Raw genomic sequence first — 23,180 nt, 5'->3', positions numbered from 1 at the left:
TCGATCAAATTCTACATCCTTCGATAGTCTGTCTGAGTCCGTCTCACTCCTTTTGAACCCGTCTCACCCCGTTTGAGCCCGCCGGTATTCTTCGGCCAGCTTTTCCCAATCGGGCGGGATCAGTTTGAAAAGACCGCAGCTCCCGTCACCGACCGGCACAACGACGCGCCGCCCCTGGAACCCGTGATAGGTGCAGGAGACGAAGGACTGGCACGGCTGGCCCGGACGGACCGGATAGCGGCACTGATATTCGCTACCGATATGCGGCGTGCCGACATTGCAGACGAACCAGATACCGCCGAGGAGCATCAGCACGCGCGGACGCTTGAGCGCCGCCACCGTCAAATCCCAAGGCGCATCGAGAATGCGCAGGATCAGATGCGGGCGCTTGTTCGGCTTTCTGGTGCCGGTGACTTTCACATCGTATTCATTCATAACCTTTGCTCCTCTTGCTGTAGGTCAGCCGCAGATGCGGCCTTGGCTGCGGGTAGTCGCCTTCGACGGGATTGCGCGCCGCCCAACCCGCCCAGGGCGAGACGAACCAAAAGGGCAGACGCTGCGCGCGGATTGGCGGCAGCGCCTTGATGAGCAGAAGCTGCTCATCCGCACCCATGAGGCGGATTTCATCCGGCGACATGAGCGGCCTGCCGGTCTCGCTAAGGCTTTCGCCGATCTCGTCGTCTTCAGTGCGTCCGAGGTTGAAATTGCGGGTTTTGACCGTGCGCTGGCCGAGCGCCGCCGAGAGGGTCTTCGCAAGCTGGTCGTCCTGCACGGCGAAGAACTGCTCCACTTCGGCCTGCGAGAGCACGGTGCGCGCTGTGTACGGCCCGTAGAGCCGGATCAGCTCCGAAAGCTCCTGCACGAACGCCCAGACGCGCACGCCGAGGCCGGGAAGCGCCGTCAGACTTTCAGCGAGCCCTGCGAGCTTGCCCATGTTGGCGAACTCATCGAGGACGAACAGCACCTCGCTCTGCCCGGAGGATCGAGCGACCGCCGCGATAGCCTGCCGCGTCACCAGACCGAGCCATGCCCCGTGCGTGGGGATCCGATCCTGCGGGATCACCAGATAGACGCTGGCCTTGCCTTCCTTTAGATCGCGGAAATCGACATCCGAGCCGCTGACCGCCGCGCCGAGGAAGCCGACCGGATCGAAGATATCGAGCGCCTGCACGGCACCTTGCCGGAAGTCAGCAAACTGATCGGGATTGTCTTCGAGCTGATAAGCCAAATCCTGGCCCAGATCGGCGACCATGCCGAAGAGCGCATCGGAAGCGGTCATCTGATCGACCAGCTTTTCGATGCGCTTGGTGCTGGAAAGCACGCGCCACATCTCCGGCAGCGTGCAGGTGGCAGGAGCCCCGCGCGTGGCGAGGTGCAACATGACAGCGCGCAGGATGGTGCGCGCGCCTTCGCGGAAATAGCGGTTCCGGGAATCTTCGGGCTCCGGCAGAAGCTGGAGTGCGAGCGCCTTGGCTTCGTCCGCAACGCCACGGATCAAGGCCGGATCGTTCGCCGCATCGAGAAGGGGCTGCAACGGATTGCAGCGATGCTGCGGCAGGCCGTGCAGGCCCCAGGGGTTCAGCACATAGACCTTCTGGCCGAGACGTTCGGCGCGGTGCGCCGCCGTTACCGCCGCCAGCTCGCCCTTCGGATCGGTGACAAACACCGAGCCCTGAAAATGCAGCAGGTTCGGAATGACGACATTGATGCCCTTGCCCTGGCGGGCGGGGGCAGCGGTCAGCAGATGCGCCTTGCCGGAATAAAAGAGCGGCTGGCCATCGAGCACGCCGAGATACAGGCCGCGTGGATCGCACAGGCCCGCCGTCGCACAATCGCGCAGCGAGGCAAACGCCCCGCCGCCGAACGTGCCGGACGGCAGCTCAGCCAGCTTGCGCTTTGCCCGCTGTTGCCAGAGCTTCAGATAACCGCCGACGCCGATAACCATCGCCGTCGCGCCGATGAACTGGAAGAAGCCGAGATAAAGCTGATCGGCAGCGTTGAGATGCGCGCCGTTCTCCGGCCCGGCGGCGAAAGCCAGTATAGCCGCGCCGATCAGCAGATTGCCGAGCGGCGCTCCCGGTTTTTGCTTGTTCTGGCCCGACATTGGACTTCCCCTTCAGCGCGTTCGATGAAGAAAAAGCTGGTGATGCTGGAAAATCCGAAACAGAAAGGAAAGAGAACTTCTTCATCCGCATTTTTCGTGCAAAGCTCCGCACCGATGCGGAGATTTGCAGATTCGGATGCGCCATGCCCTGGCAGGAAACGGAAGAGCATAACAGGCGGCTGCAGGAGGCCCTGAGCGAGCTTGCCGCCGAGAAGGGCGCGCTCGTGCGCCTTGCCGGGGCGCTCAATGCCGATCCGCAGGCAACCTCGACCGATACCGCCCGCAGGGGCGGACAACATCAGGATCGCAAAGACCTGATCGCCGCCTCGACATTGGCGCGCTGGCAGCAAGAAGGGCTTGCGCGCCTCACAAACGCGCAATCGCACAAGAAGCGCATTGTCTTCGAGTTCCTGGAACGCTCCGAGAGCTTCCGCACCTCGATTTACAATCCTGCCCCCGGCCTGCCGGAAGGGTTTGCAGCCTTTATCGCCGCGCAGCAGAAAACGCTGTCGCAGCTCCGCTTCAGTCGCCTCAATAATCTCGACGGCACATACCGCCTCTACCGCCGCGCCTGGACGACACCGGCGCGACGGGATCGCGTACTAATATCCCGCCTCATCATCACGACCGTGGGCGGGCTGACCCGCTACCGCGAGGAACAAACCTACCGCGACGAAGCACGCGGCGGCATCCTGATTGAGGAGGCAGACGAGGAGCTGGTCTTCAATTCCGGCACCAATCTCTTCCTTTTCGGCTTCGGCGAGGAAGAGCCGCGCGTGAAGTTCTACGCCATCCACGCATGGCGACCGATGGTCGATGGCAACAGGCCGGTGCAGGAACTACGCGGCACCGTTGTCGCCGTTGCCTGGGAAGGCCCGCATCCGGGCTATAGCTTCGTAGCCTATCGTGCGGATGATCCGGCCTTTGCGCCGGAGATCGTGCCCGCGAGCGCCGTAGATGCAGAAATATGCAGTTGGATTGACTGCCAGCATGAGTCCTGAACGCCCGCCACCACCAATCATGGGAATCTTTTCATGATTATATACTTGACATAGCAACCCTGATTCCATACGTTGGGAATCAAGGAGTTAGTTCGATGAACCTCACCGACCGCATTTTTCACGATAACGACGCAGCCCGCGAACACCTCGAAAGCCTTCGCTGGGAGAACGGCGTCTATTGCCCGCATTGCGGCAACACGGATGAAGGTTCGATCCACAAGCTACAGGGCAAGTCGCATCGCCCCGGCCTGTATCAGTGCAACGCCTGCCGCCAGCACTTCACCGTCACGGTCGGCTCGGTAATGGAGCGTTCGAAGATACCGCTGGCGAAGTGGGTTCTCGGCTTTCACTTGATGGCCGCTTCGAAGAAAGGCGTATCCGCGCACCAGCTGCACCGCATGCTCGGCGTTACCTATAAGACTGCTTGGTTCATGGCGCACCGCATCCGCGAAGCCATGAAGGAAGACGTGAAGTCGGCTGGCCCCATTGGCGGCGAAGGCAAGACCGTTGAGGCCGACGAAACCTACATCGGCAAGCGCGAGACGCCCCGCAAGCCGTCACCGCAGCGCAAAGGCCGTCCCTTTACGAAGAAGGGCAAGGGCGGCGGCGCACAGAAGCGCATCGTCGTCGGCTTGGTCGAGCGTGGCGGTAAGGCCCGCATGTTCCACCTGAATGACGCCACGAAAGAGACCGTGCGCGATGTGCTGGTCCGCAATGCCGACCGCAAGTCGATCCTCTACACTGACTCGTCCCGCCTCTATACCGTCACCGGAACCGAGTATGCATCGCACAAGACAACCAATCACTCCGCAGGCGAGTACGCTCGTCGCGAAGGCGATGTTGTCGTGCACTCCAATACGATCGAAAGCGTCTTCTCCGTCTTTAAGCGCGGCATGACCGGCGTTTATCAGCACTGCGGCGAGGCCCACCTGCATCGCTACCTTGCCGAGTTCGATTTCCGCTACAACCGCCGCGCTGCGTTGAAGGTGTCAGATCGTGAGCGCGCCGAAGATGCGATCCGTGGCGCCGCCGGAAAGCGGCTTACTTACCTTCAAACTGACAACGCCTATCACGCCTAAGCAGAAGGCGTTAGCATTCCTCCATTGGCGAATACGGAGGAAACGCGATGAATGATGCATTCGAAATTCTGGACGTTCAGCACCATCCAGGCGAAGAACAACTGGTAAAGGCAACGGTTGTCTTTAACTTTGATGATGAGATGCCTAACGGCAATGTGTCACAGCATATCGCGATAACTGTGCGTCTCTCAGTTTCCGAGGGCCAATCAATCGCAGCACTTCACGAAGCCATCTATCAGAAAGCCTTGGATCAGATACCCCGCGTTCTATCTGCAACCGAAGGCAAGTCAGCAAAACAGCTTCGCAGTTCTGTCGCCGAATCACAGGATCGAGGGCGGGCAGAGCTTGCACAGTGGCAAACCGGTGGCTCATGAGCTTACCCCTTTCATATTAGAAGGAGAAGCCCGCCTCACTTGGCGGGCTTCTCCTTCTTCGGCTTCTCTTTCCGTTTCACCGAATCCCGTTTAGGTTTCGGTGGAGTTGAAAGAGCGCGGCGTAGAGCGTCGTCGCGGCGCTTTTCGACTCCTTCATCCGAACTTGATTTTGTTGCCGCCATAGACAAAACCCCTGCTGTGAATGGTGAGTAGGTTCATTTTTTCTTTTTGAATTTTGTCGTCATTGGCGACAGCCTCATCCCACTTTTCTGCGGCCTTAAACAATTCCTCACAAAATAGGTCTGCGCGTAATTGAATGAACTTGTCAGTTCCCACGATTATCGAATTGAGGTGGCTGGTACTTGTTTGATCAAAGAACAGGAAATGATCAACATTTGCTGGCTTTTTGGGATCAAGCCTTGCGCTTCCTGAATGAATTAGACTGCACCGCAATTGAAAACAGTCCTTGGCAGAGATGAAGACACTTCTTGCGCTGTTTGGGCCTATCAGTCTTGTGAATTGTGGCTCCGCCCACTTTTCAAACCAAGCTTCGTAACGCTTTTGCGACTTCCCTGGGCCAGGATGCTCCATTGAACCGCAGATATCCGGTATCATCAGCGCTAAGGTCAAGGCGCAGTAGAGGTTTCCGTCCTTAATTGCCATCCGTCCTGATTCGGTGAATCTCTTCATTCCCCTCACCTCCCAAAAGGTTAGGGTATCGCATCCGAAGCCAACCCAGAAGGTCTAGCAAATCGACGTGCGTGACATTGTGCCCACCTTCATTGGTCGCCCGTATCACAAGCCTCCCGGCATCTGGGTCTCGCATAAGGTCAACGGCGTAGCCTTCTGCGTATTCCCTCACACCGTCCATATGAGCGCATACTTCTATCAGGCTGTTAGCCACCGTTTCTTTCGTCATAGGAACTCTTCCTAGCCCCCTGACACCTCCGCCTCCTTGTCGTTACCGGCCTGTCACGCAGGCGAATCAGTAGCACACGAAAACAGCTATGTCAGGTATATAATTAGGAATCTTTTCTTAAAGATGAGGGCGTCTAGGACTGCTATGTTCTTTTCATACCGTAAGGATCTCTTGTTGAGGTGGACTCTGATGAATTGGGGGGTGCTCAAAAAGGCACGTTCTTCGTGGAGCTGAAGTGTAGGAATATACCGAGAAAGAAGCTTTCTATTGTTTGGAATCGCAAAAAGCGGGGGTGCATATGTCTCTATTGAACCAGTCAGTGCAGGTATACGGGCAGATACCGAAATTTCTTGAGACGCTACGCTCAGGAACGGCTCCTTCGACTTTTAGTCGTCAGTTTTTAAAAGATATTGGCTTCAAGTCTTCAAATCACCACCAGTTCATACCGTTATTAAAAGGGGACCTATATACGTGTGTGACCCGCTATTCGCCGGTTTGGCGGAATATCAGAAGTGGGGTAATTCCATATTCAGAGTCTCGACGACCCAGAAGCAGGCGCGCGAACGGTACCATTCCGTCTAAAAGCCCCGCCATTCCCTGAGTTGCTAGCGTGATGACGGAATCGAATTCATTATCCGGCATTGCCCCCTCGGCGGCGGCGAACACGTCCTCTGGATTTTCTTCCCCTGTGGCTGTTGGCATGGCGTCCAGAACCCCAAGCATGTGCCATTCGCCAGCTACGCGGATTCCGTGCTTTAGGAACAGATCGCTGGAACTTACAACCAAACCTTCCTCGTTGAGCGAACACCACACGTTGCCAGCAGCGTCGTGAAGTCGCGCCTGCACCGAGTGAGGAAGTAGAGCGACAAACTCAGTTCCAAATTGTGCGTTTGGATTTATCGAAACGGGCGTCTGTGGGATGCCCCTGCCCTTGGATTTGCTCTTGTGAAAGCTCTGCGTGTTCGAGGGCTGGCTAGCGGCCGCAATTTGCGCCTGCATTGAAGGAAGCGCCATCGCCTTTTGAATCAAACGCACGTCACGAATATCCAAGCCGCCAGACACAAGCACAAACTGGCCTAGCGTGGCAGAATCCAACTCACGCTTTATGAGCCTCCGCTCATCCAGATAGTCGAGCAAGGTAAGCGCGTTGGTCCACAGTGGATCATAGGTGCGAGAAAGCTCTTTGGATGCAGACAATCCGGTCTCGTCCTCATGCGAGCCGCCGCCACGAAAAACTCCTGGGAAACCGCCCGACGCCCCCATCTTTCCGCTTCGCGATTTTGAGCGTTCAGCGGATTCGCCGTGAGATAGTCCAGTTAGATGGCCGAACTTATGGAATTGCGAAATGAACGAAGCTACGCGTCGGGCATCGTGGTACAGAAAGTCATAGACGGAACCTGTGCTTCGTTCTTCGTGCTCCGCGCTCGATGGAGTCTTCGGTTTTTTCGGCGTCACGCTCGATCTCCTCCGCCTCGCGCTTGGTCTTCGCAATTTCCTTGTCTATCTCTTTAGGGTCAACCCTAAGCAGGCGCTCCAGCGCCTCTCCGAACGGCATGCCTTCAAAGCCGATCGCTCTTTTCAGCTTCTTGCTCATGCAATTAGCTCCTTGTACCGCAAGCGGCCCTCGACCTGCGCAAGCAGTGTATTCACACGTAGGCTATCATCGATGTCGCGGCGATTGTAGCGCCACGTCATTTCGGAAAGATAGCGGCCAAGGTGCTTGTCTGAAATCCAGTGGTGGATGCCGTAAATCTGGCGCTTGATGTGCGACCACGCGCCCTCAATCGAGTTGATGTGGAAATAGAAAGCGCGGACGTACTCGCCGCCACTGTGATTGACCGTCTGGTGATAGTAGGACTTCGACAGACCCTGATAGCCGGGGTACTCGTCTGTCATCACGATAGAGCCCTCGGTGACGTGCGCCTCTACGGCGGCCTTCACGTCCTTGAGCGTCGTCAGGTGGAAGGCGCGGAACTCGCCATTGCGCTCAAGAGCACCCCACACAACTGCCTTGCCGGAAGGTCCGCGAACGCCTTTGCGCTTATCGGCGTGCTTGTTCTTGTCCTTGCCGCCCATGAACGTCTCGTCGATTTCAACGGTGCCTTCGAGGGGCTTATTGAAAGACTTGGTGCGGGCCGCATGGCGAAGACGGTGCAGCATGAACCAAGCGGTTTTCTGTGTCACCTTGATATCGCGGGCGAGCGTGGTGCTAGCAACGCCCTTCTTGTGCGAAGTGATGAGCCAGATCGCCATGAACCACTTGCGGAGCGGAATTTTGCTATCTTCGAAGATTGTGCCGACTTTGATGCTGAAGCGCTTCTTGCAGTCGCCGCACTTGTGGTTCCGGTTATCGGAGAAGTGATAGACCTTCGTGGAGCCGCAATGCGGACAGTGCGCGTTTTCGTTATCGGCACCCCAGCGGATCGAGCGCAAATGGTCAATCGCGGACTGTTCGTCCGGGAAGGCCTCCATCATCTCAAACAGGCTGTTGAAGGCTTTCATGGCTACCGCTCCGATCCGATAGCCTAAGATAGGTACTTATGTGACCTAAGTCAATGGGTCACACACGTATATAGGTCCCATTAAAAGGTTTGGGCTTCCTGACAGCAGACGGTACGCCTACGGATCTCTATAAGCAGTTTCTCGATGGAAGCCGATGGCAGAAGGTGCTGGCCGAGGCAGTAAAGGACGCTTATGGTGACATCTTCGTGCTGAAGGCGAAGCCCACTAATTCCGATCTGCAAATGATCGCCGGGAAATTCAAAAGCACTTACAACTTGTCCGACATAGCTGCCGAGCGAGCTGCTCGTACATTCCTAGCATTGTTGAACCTTTCTGATCCAGACACGCTTTATGGGTCACAAAAGCAAACGGAAACTCCAGCCCCAAGCTCGGCCTCGGAACCTTCACCTTCCTCCGACCCTCAGCCTGAGCAGGTTAGCCCTATGGGCGCAAACCCACAAAACGTAGGGCTGCATTACAATATACAAATTCACCTACCGGCTACCAAAGATATTGAAGTTTACAACGCGATCTTTAAGTCGCTACGGGAGCACGTAATTGACTGAGGCACGACGAAGATTGCGAGATTTTGTCTTCAGGGGCCTCCTTTTTGAATCCGAGTCAGAGGTCTTCCGCAAGGCAGGCATAAATGTCGGAATTGATCTCGGGGAGTCTGAGGAGCAGCTTCTGATGGAAGCGCTGACCCCTTTTGGAGTTCAGCGACGAAATGATGCGCTGGAAATGGCGAGGCTGTATGCCGTTCTGCATGCGTTCGAGAATGAGGTTCGCTCTTTGATACGCGACACCTTGGAAGAGAAGCTGGAACCAAACTGGTGGGAAACTTCTGCGGTGCCTACCAATGTGAAGAAAATGGCAGAGTCTAGGCAAAAGACTGCGGAAAAGGATTCATGGCTGGAAGGCGCAAAGGGCGACCGGCTGGAATTCGTTGATTTCGGCGATCTCTCGGCGATCATTCTCCAGAATTGGGAGCATTTCAAACCTTTGATGCCGAGCCAAGACTGGATAAAACAACGGATGACTGAGCTGGAGAAGGCACGGAATTTTATTGCGCATAACCGGATGCTCTTGCCTAGCGAATTCCAACGCATCTACATGTACATATCCGATTGGAATAAAGTGATTGGCCTCTAATCAGCCGTAAAGGCCTGATATTCAACCAGCACGCAAGATGTGTTTTGTAGTACAAAACCATCTTGGCAAGGGGGCCGCTGCGCGCCCCCGTTGCATCCCCCAGGCCATGGCTCTTTCAGGGCATTTAACCCGTTCCAGAGCCATCAGACCGTATCGCCGGTCAACCACTCGCGGGAGACTTCGCTCTCCCTGCACCCATCGACTTGAGGGCGTTCCTGCCCCCAAGACCCCAGACCATTTCATGGAGACCAGGAAGGGAGCATTCGCGCTGCCCTTCCTTGGAACCATCCCATCGAGCAGGAGCCTTCGAGCCCCTTGCATCCCTGAACATCTTCGCGCCGCCATCGGGTGCAGTCGCCCCGTGTGGATATTTCGTGATTATCCTACATTTGAATCGTGCAGCCTATGGATCAACTTGTTATTCTTTAATGAAAAATGGGAATCGGTCGTAATGAACATGATCAAAAATAAAAGGTGCCGATTCTGTCGTGGGTGAAAAAGAGTGTGACATAGCTGATTCAACAAGTCTGACTTGAGCGTCCTTGGGAGCAAAGCTTGAAGCATTCAGAGCTGATAAATCAATTCCGCGAGGAGATCGCCAAACTGGCCCTGGAGGTGGAGTCCTCTGTTGCCATGGGGCATTTTGACATCAACAAGATATGCGAGGATGTCATCTGCGGTCTTTTTCGGGAACTCTATGGCTTCGGCAACCTGCGAAATCTCAATGGCGATGAGAAACAGAACTTCCCTGGTATCGACTTGGCTGACGACGAAGCCCGCGTCGCGATTCAGGTAACGTCTGACAAATCCCTCGAAAAGATCAAAGATACGTTGAAGACGGTCGCCGGCCACGGCCTGCAGGAACGGTATGACAGATTCATCATCTACAATCTGACGAAAAAGCAAGGGACCTACTCTGAAACGGCGATATCGGCGGCTGCCGGTGACTCCTTGCGCTTTGATAGTCGCTCGGACATTCTCGACCACAGAGATGTCTCCAGAAAAGCGGCCAATGCCGATCCTTTGAGGCTCAAAGCCGCTGTCGACCTGCTATTGGCCTACACCCGCGGGCTCGATGTCGGACTCGCCGAAGAGGATTTCGACCCGCCGGAAGAGCCGCCGGAATTGCTTGGCACGAACCTGGTGGAAGTCTACTTTCCGCCGACACTGTTCATTGCCGAGATTGTGCCCGAAGCCCTTAAAGGCAAGAAGGGCGGTAAGCTCAGAAACCACAGGCAAGGCGTCAAAGACTTTAGCCGTGAGAATGGCCCGCTGGTGCCGTCCGATTTCGAAGCTAGCGAAGGGCGCCTAATAACCTTTCATGACCTTGAAGCTGGCGATAACCCGTTCCGACACGTGATCGAGGAAGGGACCGTAGAGGACTTTTCGCCAAGTGATTATTACGGGATAGACGAAGACCACGAACGCACCTTCAAGTCTTTGCTGCGTTTCACGCTTCAACAGAAGCTCTACAAGCATGACGTGCTGTGGCAGCACATCGAACGGAAGTTCATTTTTCTTCCGCATCGCCCGAAGCAAAACAAGCGAACCGAAAACTGGACCGGACAAAAAGCCTCTTCGCGCATGGTCTTTGAGCGTAAGTTCAAGACCGCTAAAAAGGATGAGGTGCTTTCGACGCGGCACTTTGCATTCAGCGTCGATTTTATGCGGCTGGACGACCGCTGGTATATGGCGCTTACGCCAGACTGGTTCTTCAGTTTTGGCGACGATTATCGGCGCTCCTTCTATGGTGACAAGCTTCTCAGCGGCTTGAAGAGGATGGAGAAAAACCGGTCGGTCTATGACCAGTTTCGCTTCCTCGCGTCATGGCTAGAAGATATCGACACACAAGACCTGTTCTCCGAGGAAAGCGCGAACACACCCACACTTAGCTTCGCGGCTCCGTTGAAGCTGCCCGGTGGGAGAGCGCTTGACGAACGGCTCTGGGAGCCCTTGCAAGTGCAAGCGAATGACAGCTTGCAGGGAAGGCTCGGCTCGTTGTGAAACTGGAATTTGTCAAAGAGCCCCATCTCATCTTTGCTAACGGTGAGCATATATGCCCGCGGCGGGGTATCTCGGCTTATGGCGTTTTCGACCAGACGCAGGAAACACGGCGCACCGAGATATATGTCGGCGGTGTGGGATCCTCGGAATGCATGGAAATGCTTGGGACCTGGCTCGATAGGTGCAAAGCCGGCATCGAGGCCCCGGTGAATGCAAAGCAAGAGAATCTCAAGCTCACCTTCTGCGGGTTCAATAAGAACGCCGGCTTTGGTGCCGACATTCGGTTCTCAGGCGATCTTGCTCGCCCGATCAAGAACTCGGACATCGCAAAGGTCGTGGCCATTCCTTCCCGGACGGCGCGTATCAAAGCGGCGATCGAGCTCTACTATGAGAACATCAAATTCCTCGCTCAGAACCGGCATGTCGACGTGATTATCTGCGTGATGCCCGAGGTGCTCTACAAGGTCATTTCGACGGAAGAGGAAGGCGGCGACGATACGCTGGACGAGGAAGAGGACGACGCGCAAGGCGAGGAACTTAACTTTCGCCGGGCGTTGAAAGCGCGGTCGATGCCTCTCGGCAAACCGTTGCAATTAATCAGGCAAGTCAATCTGGACGAGACGAAATCCGCCGGCCAGCAGGATGACGCAACCAAGGCATGGAATTTCTGTACCGCCCTCTACTACAAGTCTGGTCCCACGATTCCGTGGAAGCTTGAACAGGAAAGCTCCCGCGCCACCTCATGCGCTGTCGGGATTGCCTTCTATCGTAGTCGCGACCGGCAATCGCTATGTACAAGCCTCGCTCAGATTTTCGATGAACTGGGGAACGGGCTCATTCTCCGGGGCACTCCGGTACAGATCGACAAGGATGACCGCGTGCCCAGATTGACGGCACAGCAAGCCTACGATCTCATAGCGGCAGCACTAAACGAGTACCGCGTTGCCCTCCGCAATTTTCCGGCGCGTCTGGTCATCCACAAATCGTCGAATTTCACGCCCGAGGAAATTGACGGCATCGAAGGGGCTGTCCAAGACCTCCACATTGATGCCGTTGATTTCGTGACGATACTGGATTCGAGACTGCGGCTTTTTCGGGATGGCAACTATCCCCCCTTCAGAGGAACGCTTGCCCGCGTCGAAGACAACAGGCTGCTTCTCTACTCAAGAGGCTCTGTCTGGTACTACCAGACCTATCCTGGTCTGTATGTTCCGCAGCCGATCGAGCTGAGGGTCGTCAAGTCAGAAGAGTCACCCACGCTGATTGCAAAAGAAATCCTGGGGCTGACAAAGATGAACTGGAATAACACCCAGTTTGACGGGAAATATCCTGTCACGCTCGGCTGTGCGCGAAAGGTGGGCGAGATTCTCAAGTACCTTGAAGACTCGGAGACTCCTCAAATCCGATACGGCTACTATATGTGATGTACCGGTGCAGATCGATCGGGAGAGTTCGTCATGGATGAACAGACACGTCGTGCAATCGCCTACGCAGCAGCCCAGAGGATCAATGGCAGCGGAAAAGGGACAATTTACAGTCACGACTCATCAAGCCATACGCATATCACCGGCAGCGGTTCTAATCTGTACGACCATGAAGCGCAGGCGCATATTACCGGCTCCGGTTCCAATCTGTACCATCACGGCAGCCAGTCGCACATCAGTCTTCAGGTGAACGGCACGAATTTCTCCGGCTATGACCACGACTCCGGCCATCACTACCAGGGGTCGGTGAATGGTCAGTCCGTGCAGATTTACGACCACGGTGAAGGTCGTTACTTCAGCTACCAGGTCTAGGGATCGCCGCACTTTCTGGAGGTGGTTTATCACCCCTCTGCGAGGCGATTCTCGACCTCTGTGATGAAGCGTGAAAGGCTATGGGCGGAGTACATCAGATGCAGCTCGCTCTTGGCCCTGGTAAACCCGACATAGAACAATCGCCGGGCTTCGATTACCTGCGTAGCGCTAGGATTCGAAAACGGAATACGGCCGTCGTCGATCCCGAACATGATGACGACGGAAAATTCACGTCCCTTGGAGCTGTGAAGCGTCGATAGCTTGAGACTATCGTTGCCTTCACCCTGGCCAGCAAATGTACCGAGCGTCATTTCCTGACAGTCGCCGGTGATCGTTCGTTCGATGAAAGCGCCGAGGGTTTCTCCTTCATCCTGAAGCGTCCGGCAGACCGCAACAAGGGGTTCGATCACGGCTTCGTTCAGATCGGACAGCCATTGGGAGAGTGAGAGGCTGGCGTCACGGTGATCCCACAGGGTTTTCAGAAGTTCCCTCTGAAAAGCCAGAAACTCATCGTCGGTCCGCAGTCCTTCATAGAACAGGCGTTGCCCGTCATTGACCACGCGGCTGAATCGCGGCTGGCCGCTTTTCCATCCGCCGCAGCACCAAACGGCGCACAGTTCGAGCCACCGCATTAGCCGGCTCGATCTTGGATAGAGCGCGTTTCCGTCCGTTCGGAGGTAGGCGAAGCCGTGTTCTTCTGCAGCTTCGGCGACGGCGTTACCGATCCATGCAGCGGGGTAGAGAATAGCGATCTCACCGAGACGAAGATCGGGATGGCGGGCCTGTATTTCAGGCAGCAGAGTCGTGAACAAATATTCCGCGTGATTTGCATACTGGCCGGTTCGCGGATGGAAATAGATCGTACCCTCTTCAGCGCCGTCGACGGCCTCGTAGTCGCGTTCTTCGCCGAGGGCATAGCCTGATGCCGTGACGATTTTCGATCCGCAGCGGTAGTTCAGGCGAAGGCGAACGGTTTCCACGTCATCGCGCTCGGCAAGTTGCTGGAGCAGTTCCGGGTGAGCCCCTGTAAACCCGTAAATGGACTGATCGGCGTCCCCGACCGCGAACAAGCGCATCCCTGCACTGAAACAAAGCCCCATCACCATGCGATGCAGGGCACGGCCCAAGTCCTGATATTCATCGACCGCCAGTATCGGGAACTTCGCCAGCAAGGCTTCTCGCAACCATTCATTGGCGCGAAGTGCGCGCACTGCCAGCAACGGCATATCGTCGAAATCGATTTTTCCCAGTGCACGAAGTTCTTCCTCGAACGCTTCGACGAGGCGGGCGAGTGCCGGATCACGTGTTCGCCATTCTTCCGATTCCCGATTGAGGATCGAGCGCCGGTAATTGCCCATCCTGAAATCCCAGTTTTGCGGATTGTCAGGGCCGGCAATCGTCCGGTTGAAGGCGCGTTCCAGAGCGAGCGCTCGTTCAGCCCTTGTCGCCACGGAAAACTCGTCCGGCAGTCCGAGGCCGGCGACCTTCGCATAGGGCATGACGATTTGCGTCAGTGAGAACGAGTGCATGGTACCGATGAAGACCCGCCCACCGGATTCGACACCAAGCGCTTCAAGGCGATCTTCCAGCTCTCGCGCACATTCGTTGTTGTAGGTAATACAGGCGAGCCCGCGTGGATCTTCAACATCCTCGGCGAGCATCCGCGCGAGCTTGATAGTCAGCGTCTTGGTCTTGCCGCTCCCCGGCCCGGCAAGGACGACGCAGTGCCCCTCGGACTCGTAGGCAGCCCACTGACCGTCATTTTCGCGCAGTTCTTCAGCGGCTTTGAGATAGAGCGCGCTGCTAGACACGGTCCACCACATACGCGATCGCGTTCTTGATATAATCCGGCGGCTCAATCCCGGCAGCGCGTGAAGCAAGCCTTTGCGCAAAACGGCCTTTGCCGATCACTTCGATAAGCTTGAGATAATTGTCTACATCAAGGGAAGAAGGATCGGCTTCCCATCCATCAATCCAGCCTTGGCGCTCTGTGCTGAAGCTGGGTTCTCGCAGAGTCTCGATGATCTGGTCCGAAAAGTCGTTTTCGAACAGATCGACTTCGAGCGTGTAATCATTGATGAAGATCCCGAAATCTTCGCATCTTTCGCTGAATCCTACCTCGTTCTCCTCGCCGATCAGTGTTTCTAGTTCCTCGAGGACGGCAGCTGGCGCATGGCCGGTGCGCTGGCGCTCGACGGCGTTTATCAGTTTAGTAGCACGATTGATGGCAAGCGCCTTCTTTGTGCCCGCCTGTGGGTCCCAATCGGTCATAATCGAGAAGGGGATGCCGAGAGCTGTCAGGAACTTGGCGTAGGGCTTGAAATTGGTGCCAGCGACCGAGCAAACTGTGATGCCAAGATGGTCCAGCTCGTGCCCAAGCGAGCACGCAAAAGTGGGCATCAAAAATCTCTCTGCGTCGCCCTCGACTAGGATGATGCCACGGGCGAACAGCATCTCTGCGCGCGTGATATCGAGGTAGCGCGCCAAGTCATCTGCTTCTGCGGTCGTCAGCGAAATGCCTGCGGTAGATCGCCCGACGGTGCCATGATCGCCAGCGTCCTTAAGCAGCAGCAGAGAGCGGAGCGGTGCGATGCTGGCGATATGAGGCGAGTGTGTCGTGAGCACGATAGAAATCGGTTGGTTGTCGTCGCCGCCGCTAAAATCTTCGAAAAGACGTCGGTATACAGAGCGCTGTAAATGCGGATGCAGATGTGCTTCCGGTTCCTCGATGGCGAGCAGCGTATGATCGCGCTTGTTCTCATCCATCAAACGCTTCAGCTCCAGCGCTTTCAACGTTAGAAAGACGATGTTCGCCGAGCCGAGACTCGCATCATTGATTCCGCGTAGGCCGTTGTCGATTAGCAGCCTGATATTGCGGTACAGTCTGGCGACGTCGGTCGCTCCGAAGCCAAGCGAGGGTTTGATATCCTGCTTCGGGCCGCTCATTGAGGCAAACAGTGCTCCGAGATCGTCTTCGAGTTTCTTCACCGACGTGAAATCAGTCAGATGGGAGGTGGCCTCTTCGATCGACTCCTTGATGTCGTCCAGATCATCTGTATCGACGCTGGCAAAGGCGCTTTCGATCAGCGGGCGCAGCGGGGATCGTCCCCAATTCCCCAAGTCGCTTTCGGCGTCGCGGAGAGCGGGGAGTACGTCCATCGTGATTCTGCGCCGGAGCCGGTGTCCGAATATCTTGTTCTCGCTTTCACCGCCGTAGCAGATGAATTCGTAATCTTCTCCGGAAGCTGGCACCCCTTCGAGGTCCGGTCTTGCGCGGAATTCGTAAGTAAGCCGTACTGTGTCGGCGTCATTATCTAGGCGAAAGTCTGTAAGTGTTGCGAGGATATCGGGATCATCGTCGAAGTTCTGAATCTCGACCGAAATGATGATTTTTTCGTCGGGCTCAAGCGGATCGAGCCCGTCCCAGAAGTCCGCCAAGCCGAGCTGCCGTGCGCTGTCCGGCAGAGTCGGATCGAATATCAGGCGCAGGGCGTAGAGCAGGTTGGTCTTGCCGACCCTGTTTTCACCGACGATGACGATATTTCCGGCGAGCTTGACATCGAGCAGCTTGAAGTTCCTGAAATTCTCGATCCTGATGCGCGATAAATGCATAACGTCCTCAAATGGTCTCAGTTGAAAAGATGTCGCCATAGCTCGCCTCGATTCGAGCGACTTCTTCCTCTGTGAGGGCGGCAAATTCCTTCTCTTTGGCCCGGTTCGATAGCTTGCCGTCATTCTGCTTGAGGAAGCGGAAGAGCAGATCGACAGTGCGATCAGGCATTTCAATCATGCCTTCGACGCCTCGGCGGAATTCATCGTATCGCCGCAGGAATCGAGTCTCGTAGGGTAGATCATGCTCGATGGTACGCTTGACGCATTCATAGAGAAATTCCGCGTGTGGGGTGGCGTCGAAGAAGCGGTAGAAGTCGCCTGTGTCGTTCAGAACCCTGACGTTGAACTTCTCGGTCGGCTCCCACTGGACCAGCGGCAACATGCGCTGCGAATAGGATTCAAGCGTCTCCCGGTATTGATCGATTTGGTCGAGGATCGCGGCCGAGACTGGGAAGACGACGCCGGGCGGATTATAGCCGCGCTCGGAGAGTACATGATGGATGAGGTAGCGGTGAAGGCGGCCGTTTCCGTCCTCAAAGGGGTGGATATAGACAAAGCCGAACGCGAGGGTTGCGGCCGCAATGACGGCGTCCATATTCTGCGCCGGGCTCCGATCGAAGGCGATCATACCGTTCAGCAACGATGGCAGGTCTTCGTGGCGTGCACTGACATGGTCGGGCAAAGGCAAGCGAGTATCGCGATCATGGTCGCCGACGAAGCCGCCTTCGTGGCGGAAGCCGAGATTGATGAAGCGGGCGTCGCCGATAACGATGCGCTGAAGGCGCAAGAGTTCGTCCTCGTCGAGAGGCTGTTTGCCAGCTTCGCCGATCGCACGGCCCCAGCGCTGAATGCGGTCTTGTGGGGGGCTTTCACCCTCGATTGCGTAGCTGGATTTCGAATCCTTCAGTAGCAGGAAAGCTGCCGTGCGGGCGAGGACGTCACGCGGCACGTCGGCGATGATGTCCTTAGCTCGCTGCGGCAGGTCATCGGCGATGAAGTGATCGAGTCGCTTAGTTCTGAAAACCAGCGGACAGAATTCGGGGGTGCCGGGCAGGTTGTTGCGCAGCCGATAGCGTGGCACCGTCTCGCCTTCGATGCCCCATTGCAGAGCGGGATCGAGCACGGGGACGTATTTGCCGGTCTGGGCATCAGGTAGGTCCAGACGCTCGCCGGTCAGCCATTCGTAGAGGAACCAGATACGCCGTGCGTAGGAGCCAGTCGGCTTGTCCCTGACGATCGCTTCGATCGGGGTTGGTCCGGTCGCAAGAAATAGGCGCTTTAGGACGGCTAGGTCGAGCCCTTCGTATTTGAGGGCGAAGGTCAGATGGCCTTCCAAGCTGGCGTCTGGCGCGTGGCGCGGCGTCATGATCCGCCAGTTGTCCCGCTCCAGGATGCGGTGATGCGCACCAATGGCGCTCAGCGTGCGCGGCAGCGGGGCGTCTACCCTGTAGGCGTCCATCAGCGCGCTGTACCCGGCTGGCGCAGCAGGTTCAGGAAGGCGTCTTTCCTGAAAAACGGTCACTACGCCTGAAAACTGGTTCTGTGTGGCCGAAGTCATGAAAACGGTGCCTTGTTCAGGTTATGCAGGTTCTAGAGAAGCAGCCTCCCTGAAAAACAATTCTATCACGTGAAAAACGGTTCTGTCATGGATTTTTCGTGAAAAAGGGGCCTGACGGCCCGTCACCCTTCAAGACCAAGCCCTTCGGGCGAGCCAGTGGTTTCCCCACCCTTCCGCGCTTCGCTTGCGCAGGGCGGGTGATCCCCTCCGCTGGCTGCGGTCTTGACGGCTTCCCCCGCTCATTGGCGCGGGCCTAGTCCGGTTGCAGGGCAACCGGCTGGCCAATTTATAGATGGGCAGGCGGGCGTTCCGCGCACATTAAACGATATGCGTGGCGATAGCGGACCTGGGACCGAAGTCAGGGATATGTGGTTGGCCGCGAGGCCAGCCGCACCGGCTTTAGAGCCGTGGAGCACGAGCCGCCAGCTCATGCTCGATGTTGCGGATCGATTCCAGCGCATCGTCGTGCTCTTGCGAGCCGCAGGCGGCGCGGGTGAAGGCGCGTTTTGCCTCTCCGAGCAGACAGTGCAATTCGGCTGTGCTGCGTGCTGCCGCTTCAAAACGTGAGACGAGTTTCATTGTATCCTCCTTCGTTTCAAGGAGGCCCCGAACCACTCAGGGCCTTTCGGCCCCGGCACACATCATCGGCCTGGGAAGGTCTGAGGGTTCGGATTCGGATTGAGACGGACGGGAGGATGCTGAAAAGATGTCCTCATGGATTGAGGCGGTCGGCCACGCGAGCCGCAGGATTCAAAAGGTGCTGGGAGAGCAAGACGAGGCTTTGCCCCGCGCTGGATGCGCGAGGCAGGTGTCGCAGGAGCTGGAGCCTAGACGTATATCAATGGAGTTGTTGCGGCAGGACAGTAACCACGCGCTCAAAGCCGGGATCGTCAATGACGACAATTTCGTATCTGTACTCTGACCCAATGCAATATTCCTCCATCAGGAAGCGCCAGACTTCGCCCCAGAAGGCACGTCCTGATTTTGTTGGCCAATGCGCCATCCGCCATTCGACCTCGCCAATCGGGGAAAGGTTGGCCCTTTCACAAGCGGCCTCCAGTGTCCGGGCGGTGTCATAGACACGGCGCGGCACATATGTTGTCCAGTCCGGATTTTTCATCTCAGGCTCCTTTCTGCGTTCGTCATTCCATGCGCGGGCTGCGCGTTCTCCTGCGCCTGCCGGATCGGCTGCGGCCTTCGCGTTCTGGCTTGTTGTCTTCGCGCTCGCGTTCCGGCGCGGCGATGTCGCGGTAGCGGGTGATGTCCTGGCGGAGCAGGAGCAAGTCGGCCTGCTGACGTTCGCGCTGGCCCTGGATTTCCTGTTGCAGGGCGCGACGCTCATCGAGCTGCCGGAAAATCAGACTTTCCCGTTCGGCGCGGTCGCGCAGCGTGGCCTGCCAAGCTTCGTGCTCGTTCTGCTTTCTGATCCGGCCATAGTGGCCCGTGATCCGGTGCCAGATGCCAGAGAAGCCACGCGGCAGGCGGGCGGCCCGTTCCTTGGTTTCGGCGAGCCAGCGCTCTTCGTGCGCTTGCTTCAGCGCCTGCCGTTCATGGCGGTGCCGCCCTGTCATTTCACTGCAGCGAAATACGAGAACTTTGAGCCCGCGTTCAGCTTCGCGTTCGGCGTCCTTAATGAACCTCTGGAGCTGTTCGGTCATTTGCGCGGACATCGCGGCGCGCGCTTCTTCGGCAGATGGGAGTTTCTGCGGATCGCCAAGGCGGGCGGCGACGTCCTTGGTCTTCGCGCCGGTTAGGCGCGTGAGGCTGTAAATCTCGCCGCGATAATCGACGGCGACGAAGCCGCGCCGGTCGCCACGCGCGAGCGTGAAGCCGCGTTCTTTCAGGGCAATTTCGAAGGCCGCTCCGGAATCCGACTGTTTCCAGCATTTCTGGAAAAGCGCCTTGAGCTGCTTGGGATCGAGCCCGGCACGGCGGGCCTGCTGCCACTCGGCGCGGGTGAAGCTCAGCGGATCGCGCAGGCTGCGATCCTCAAGCCCGCGCGGCATGTTCCAACCATGCTCACGATAGAGCTGCTGCGACACGTCGCGCAGCTTGACCTTGTAATGTGCCATGTTGAGCGCGCGCATGCGTTCAGAGTCGATTCGCGACCAGACGACATGCGCATGCCGCCGCCCGTCTTTTTCATGGAAGACGATGGCGCGCGGCTGATTTTCCAGGCCGAGCTTTTCCTCAATCCGGGAAATGGCCTGCTCGAAGGCTTCGATGCTGACATTCTCGCCCGCAGGCGGGTTGAGGCTCATTGAAAAGAGATGCTTGCGGCAGCGCGTGCCGCTGGCAATGGCATCGGCCTCGTGGAAGGCACCGAGCAGATCATCACTCGCAAAGCCGCGCACGTCATGCAGCTCGACATGATCGTTATCCCGCATGGCAAGCAGGTAGCGGGCGAGCTGCGGGCCGTCCCCGCGTTCCTTGGCTTTCAAGATCATGGCCCGCCCCCCGGATTCTTTCCGAGAGCGCGCAGCAGATCGGCCCGCAGAGCGGACACGTCCCGGCAGGCTTGCTGCAAATCGGCTTCGGTTTCAGGAGTGACGGGCAGCGAGCCCGTGTTCACGGCCTTGGCGAGCTGGTTCAGGTTCGAGGACAGGCGCGACTGGCCGAGCGCCGCCAGGACGCGCGCCAGCGCCTCGTGATCCTTTACCGGGCTGTTGCCCTGCCGCTTTCGCGGGGCGGCATCCTGGCCGAACAGCCGCTCGCGGATATAGACGCCGAGCGGCTTGCGGCCTGCTTCCGCCAGCAACTGCGCCTTTTCGGCATAGGTCAGCCGCAGCGAGAAGGGCGAAGGATATTTCGCCGGTTTATCAGCATGTTGGTGAAACTCATGGCGAAGGGTCGTCATGGCCGCACCTCAGACCCTTAGCCGGGTCTAGCTGTGCGAGATGGCGCTCCCATTCATCCAGCACCTCGAAAAGAGTGTTCGAACTCTCTCCTTCGAGGTGCGCCAAATCTTTCAACGACTTATCAGCTTTCCAGACTTACCAAACCCGCCGCAGGTAGCACATAGGTAGCACCGCGAAGGTCATGCGGGGTCATCCGCGCCCTCCGATTCGCCCCACAAGATAGAGTTAGAGATACAAGAGAGTTTGCTTTCCTCGGAGCCGCCTTCGCACAAAGCGAAGGAAGGCGGCTCCGAGGGGAGCAAACGGCGCTTTCCTTGGTGAGCAGGAGCATCTTCAGAGAACTTAAAATTGCTCCTTAGAAAACTCGGCATCCCGATCATGGCGCAATGCGTCTTGCGAGTAATATGCGGCGATATCCGCGAGAGCTTTTGATGCCAATGGAAACTCGATTTGGCAGCGATCAGCATAGCCTTGATACTTCTCGGCCAAAGCGCGCTCCTGTTCTCCGCCATCATAAGGTAACCTGCTTGTAACGCCTCGCTTATTGCACACACTTGTCTCGAACGTTCCGCGCATCCTATCGTGCTGAGGGTCGTCCAGGACTTCGCAAACACATTGCGGCGGCCAATCGCCGTTATCTGTTTCGGGAGCATAGGCCAGAAGCTGACCTAGTACGTGCTGCGCACCTTTCATATATCCTTCGATCGATGCAAGCTTCTGAATTTCCGACACATATTCTCGAAACTTCACTTCCTGGAAAGTTCCGTCTCGCTGGAGACCCGGCGTGAGGTTCGTGTAGAAAAGAAGATGACCGCAAGCTCTTATCCAGTTTGCCTTTTGCTCATCCGGCTCGGCTTCTTGTCCGGCGTCAGGCTTGTAGGCTTTTGAAATTGTGACCTGAGCCCCTGAATCTCCTCCAGATTTTGGTAGAGTCCGTCGATCATTGCTCCGATACCATTCTTTGGACCGCCGGATGCTGGAGTTTCCGGCCTGTTGTCACGTTGGCGGGCTGGCAGCGCCATCGTGATTTAGCAACGAGATCGGGACGTTGTGCCCGATCGCCCTATGCGGACGAACCTCGTTGTAGTATCTGCGCCAATCCTCCATCTTTTCGGCCGCATCGGCAAGCGTCAGGAACCAGTGCGCGTTCAGGCATTCTGCCCTGAAGCGCCCGTTGAAAGCTTCGATGTAGGCGTTGTCTGTCGGCCTTCCCGGCCGCGAGAAGTCGAGCGTGACGCCCTTCGTGTAGGCCCACAGGTCGAGGTCTCGGGAGATGAACTCGGACCCTTGGTCGACGCGGATCGTCTTCGGATAGCCGATCTTTGGGCAGACCTGTTCCAGTGTTCTGACGACATCCTCCGCCCGATAGCTGAACCGCGGATCGAGAACCGGCACGTATCGTGAGAAGGTGTCGACCACCGTCAGCACACGGATCTTCTTGCCCGTGGCGAGCTGATCGTGAACGAAATCCATGGCCCATACGTCATTGGGACCGACCGCCGCCGTACGATCCTCTCTCAGCTTCGCCTTGACCCGTCGCTTCGGTGTCTTGTTCCTGAGTTGCAGGCCCAAATCCCTGTAAATGCGGTAGGTCCGCTTCATGTTGATGTCCCAGCCTTCGCGCGTCAGCATCACGTGCACCCGGCGATAGCCGTAGCGAACCCGCGTCGCGCAGATGTCCTTGATCCGAGCTGCTATGTCGGCCTGATCGCGGCGACGGGACTTGTAGTGGTAGGTCGAAGTGTCAAATTCCAAGACCCGGCAGGCTCGCCTGATCGACACGTTCCACTCACCACACGTCTCCGCCACCAGCTCGCGTTTGTGACCAGGCCTTAAAGTTTTCGGCGGATGACGTCCTGCAGCATCTCCTTGTCCAGCGAGAGGTCCGCGACAAGCTTTCGGAGCTTGCCATTCTCGTCCTCGAGCTGCTTCAGCCGCTTCATCTCAGTCGGCAGCAGCCCGTCGTATCTCTTTTTCCAGTTGAAGTAGGTCGCCTGGCTGATCCCCGCCCGCCGACAGATCTCCGCGACGGGGATCCCGTCGGCTCCTTGCTTCAAAATGAACGCCTTTTGTGCGTCCGAGAACTTCGATGCCTTCATCGTCTTCCGCTCCTCCCAGCCAAGGAACATTACAGCGGAAAACTCCAGTTTCGAACGATCCAGTTTTCAGGGGTCAGAGCACACGGAGACGGACGAATGAAGCGTTCACGGTTCACGGAAGA

At 57.0% G+C, this 23,180-nt stretch carries 24 protein-coding genes; 9 read left to right on the top strand and 15 right to left on the bottom strand.

Going from position 1 to position 23,180, the window contains the following annotated elements; all coding sequences use genetic code 11:
• Positions 1-63: 63 nt before the first annotated feature.
• Together EP380_RS18635 and EP380_RS18630 are read right to left on the bottom strand one after the other, a co-directional pair.
• Positions 64-435, bottom strand: coding sequence for a hypothetical protein (locus EP380_RS18635; protein WP_127599977.1), 372 nt, complete (start codon positions 433-435; stop codon positions 64-66).
• Positions 428-2,104, bottom strand: a complete 1,677-nt coding sequence (locus EP380_RS18630) for a type IV secretory system conjugative DNA transfer family protein (protein ID WP_127599975.1) — start codon at positions 2,102-2,104, stop codon at positions 428-430. Before EP380_RS18630 ends, EP380_RS18635 begins: the two co-directional genes overlap by 8 nt.
• Between EP380_RS18630 and EP380_RS18625 the strand changes: the two genes are divergently transcribed.
• From EP380_RS18625 to EP380_RS18615, 3 genes are all read left to right on the top strand, one after another.
• Positions 2,104-3,105 (top strand): hypothetical protein, encoded by a 1,002-nt coding sequence (locus EP380_RS18625; RefSeq protein ID WP_127599973.1) that lies wholly within the window; start codon positions 2,104-2,106, stop codon positions 3,103-3,105. The two genes, EP380_RS18630 and EP380_RS18625, sit on opposite strands and share 1 nt — an antisense overlap.
• Positions 3,106-3,200: 95 nt before the next feature.
• The gene (locus EP380_RS18620; protein WP_127599971.1) at positions 3,201-4,184 is read left to right on the top strand and encodes an IS1595 family transposase; all 984 of its coding nucleotides are present in this window, start codon (positions 3,201-3,203) and stop codon (positions 4,182-4,184) included.
• A 47-nt stretch (positions 4,185-4,231) separates the two neighbouring features.
• Positions 4,232-4,558, top strand: a complete 327-nt coding sequence (locus EP380_RS18615) for a hypothetical protein (RefSeq protein WP_127599969.1) — start codon at positions 4,232-4,234, stop codon at positions 4,556-4,558.
• Between the two features lie 153 nt (positions 4,559-4,711).
• On the opposite strand, the gene EP380_RS18610 is transcribed toward EP380_RS18615, so the two are convergent.
• Positions 4,712-5,248, bottom strand: coding sequence for a hypothetical protein (locus EP380_RS18610; protein ID WP_127599967.1), 537 nt, complete (start codon positions 5,246-5,248; stop codon positions 4,712-4,714).
• 527 nt (positions 5,249-5,775) lie between these two features.
• Here EP380_RS18610 and EP380_RS24030 point away from each other — a divergent pair.
• On the top strand, positions 5,776-6,078 hold the full coding sequence (locus EP380_RS24030; RefSeq protein WP_420845879.1) for a DUF5343 domain-containing protein: 303 nt from the start codon (positions 5,776-5,778) through the stop codon (positions 6,076-6,078).
• Here the strand turns inward: EP380_RS24030 and EP380_RS18605 are convergent.
• From EP380_RS18605 to EP380_RS18595, 3 genes are read right to left on the bottom strand one after another with little or no spacing between them, the layout of a single operon-like run.
• Positions 5,961-6,932 carry a DUF6414 family protein gene (locus EP380_RS18605; protein ID WP_127599965.1) on the bottom strand — a complete coding sequence of 324 codons (972 nt, stop codon included), beginning with the start codon at positions 6,930-6,932 and terminating at the stop codon, positions 5,961-5,963. The two genes, EP380_RS24030 and EP380_RS18605, sit on opposite strands and share 118 nt — an antisense overlap.
• Positions 6,862-7,071 carry a hypothetical protein gene (locus EP380_RS18600; RefSeq protein WP_127599963.1) on the bottom strand — a complete coding sequence of 70 codons (210 nt, stop codon included), beginning with the start codon at positions 7,069-7,071 and terminating at the stop codon, positions 6,862-6,864. Before EP380_RS18600 ends, EP380_RS18605 begins: the two co-directional genes overlap by 71 nt.
• The gene (locus EP380_RS18595) at positions 7,068-7,979 is read right to left on the bottom strand and encodes an IS1595 family transposase (protein WP_127599961.1); all 912 of its coding nucleotides are present in this window, start codon (positions 7,977-7,979) and stop codon (positions 7,068-7,070) included. Before EP380_RS18595 ends, EP380_RS18600 begins: the two co-directional genes overlap by 4 nt.
• Before the next feature lie 89 nt (positions 7,980-8,068).
• Here EP380_RS18595 and EP380_RS18590 point away from each other — a divergent pair, with 89 nt between their 5' ends.
• From EP380_RS18590 to EP380_RS18570, 5 genes are all read left to right on the top strand, one after another.
• A complete protein-coding gene (locus EP380_RS18590; protein WP_127599959.1) occupies positions 8,069-8,545 on the top strand; it encodes a DUF5343 domain-containing protein in 477 nt (158 codons plus the stop codon).
• A gap of 124 nt (positions 8,546-8,669) precedes the next feature.
• Positions 8,670-9,131: a Swt1 family HEPN domain-containing protein gene (locus EP380_RS18585; protein ID WP_164749916.1), complete on the top strand. Its 462-nt coding sequence runs from the start codon at positions 8,670-8,672 to the stop codon at positions 9,129-9,131.
• A 555-nt stretch (positions 9,132-9,686) separates the two neighbouring features.
• The gene (locus EP380_RS18580) at positions 9,687-11,135 is read left to right on the top strand and encodes an SMEK domain-containing protein (RefSeq protein ID WP_127599957.1); all 1,449 of its coding nucleotides are present in this window, start codon (positions 9,687-9,689) and stop codon (positions 11,133-11,135) included.
• On the top strand, positions 11,132-12,559 hold the full coding sequence (locus tag EP380_RS18575) for an argonaute/piwi family protein (protein WP_127599955.1): 1,428 nt from the start codon (positions 11,132-11,134) through the stop codon (positions 12,557-12,559). The genes EP380_RS18580 and EP380_RS18575 overlap by 4 nt, the downstream gene beginning before the upstream one ends.
• Before the next feature lie 33 nt (positions 12,560-12,592).
• Entirely contained in the window at positions 12,593-12,931 is a 339-nt protein-coding gene (locus EP380_RS18570; protein WP_127599953.1) for a hypothetical protein, read from the top strand.
• Between the two features lie 29 nt (positions 12,932-12,960).
• Here the strand turns inward: EP380_RS18570 and EP380_RS18565 are convergent, their stop codons facing one another.
• From EP380_RS18565 to EP380_RS18525, 9 genes are all read right to left on the bottom strand, one after another.
• The gene (locus EP380_RS18565; RefSeq protein ID WP_127599951.1) at positions 12,961-14,754 is read right to left on the bottom strand and encodes an ATP-dependent helicase; all 1,794 of its coding nucleotides are present in this window, start codon (positions 14,752-14,754) and stop codon (positions 12,961-12,963) included.
• Positions 14,735-16,582 carry an ATP-dependent nuclease gene (locus EP380_RS18560; protein ID WP_238719927.1) on the bottom strand — a complete coding sequence of 616 codons (1,848 nt, stop codon included), beginning with the start codon at positions 16,580-16,582 and terminating at the stop codon, positions 14,735-14,737. The genes EP380_RS18565 and EP380_RS18560 overlap by 20 nt, the downstream gene beginning before the upstream one ends.
• Entirely contained in the window at positions 16,551-18,101 is a 1,551-nt protein-coding gene (locus EP380_RS18555) for a Fic family protein (RefSeq protein WP_127599949.1), read from the bottom strand. The genes EP380_RS18560 and EP380_RS18555 overlap by 32 nt, the downstream gene beginning before the upstream one ends.
• 399 nt (positions 18,102-18,500) lie before the next feature.
• Complete coding sequence (locus EP380_RS18550; protein WP_164749915.1) at positions 18,501-18,680, bottom strand: hypothetical protein; 180 nt, start codon at positions 18,678-18,680, stop codon at positions 18,501-18,503.
• 259 nt (positions 18,681-18,939) lie between these two features.
• Entirely contained in the window at positions 18,940-19,221 is a 282-nt protein-coding gene (locus EP380_RS18545) for a hypothetical protein (protein WP_127599946.1), read from the bottom strand.
• Between the two features lie 22 nt (positions 19,222-19,243).
• On the bottom strand, positions 19,244-20,548 hold the full coding sequence (locus tag EP380_RS18540; RefSeq protein WP_127599944.1) for a relaxase/mobilization nuclease domain-containing protein: 1,305 nt from the start codon (positions 20,546-20,548) through the stop codon (positions 19,244-19,246).
• Positions 20,545-20,958: a hypothetical protein gene (locus EP380_RS18535; RefSeq protein WP_127599942.1), complete on the bottom strand. Its 414-nt coding sequence runs from the start codon at positions 20,956-20,958 to the stop codon at positions 20,545-20,547. The genes EP380_RS18540 and EP380_RS18535 overlap by 4 nt, the downstream gene beginning before the upstream one ends.
• A 343-nt stretch (positions 20,959-21,301) precedes the next feature.
• On the bottom strand, positions 21,302-21,709 hold the full coding sequence (locus EP380_RS18530; RefSeq protein WP_127599940.1) for a hypothetical protein: 408 nt from the start codon (positions 21,707-21,709) through the stop codon (positions 21,302-21,304).
• A 246-nt stretch (positions 21,710-21,955) separates the two neighbouring features.
• A protein-coding gene (locus tag EP380_RS18525; RefSeq protein ID WP_127599938.1) for an IS3 family transposase occupies positions 21,956-23,058 on the bottom strand; the annotation gives its coding sequence in 2 pieces (ribosomal slippage) (positions 21,956-22,797 and positions 22,797-23,058; 1,104 coding nt in all).
• Between the last annotated feature and the right edge of the window lie 122 nt (positions 23,059-23,180).

Origin of the sequence: Nitratireductor alexandrii, assembly GCF_004000215.1 — a bacterium.
In the GTDB taxonomy this organism is placed as follows: domain Bacteria; phylum Pseudomonadota; class Alphaproteobacteria; order Rhizobiales; family Rhizobiaceae; genus Mangrovimarina; species Mangrovimarina alexandrii.
This window is presented reverse-complemented; position numbering and strand designations above follow the sequence as displayed.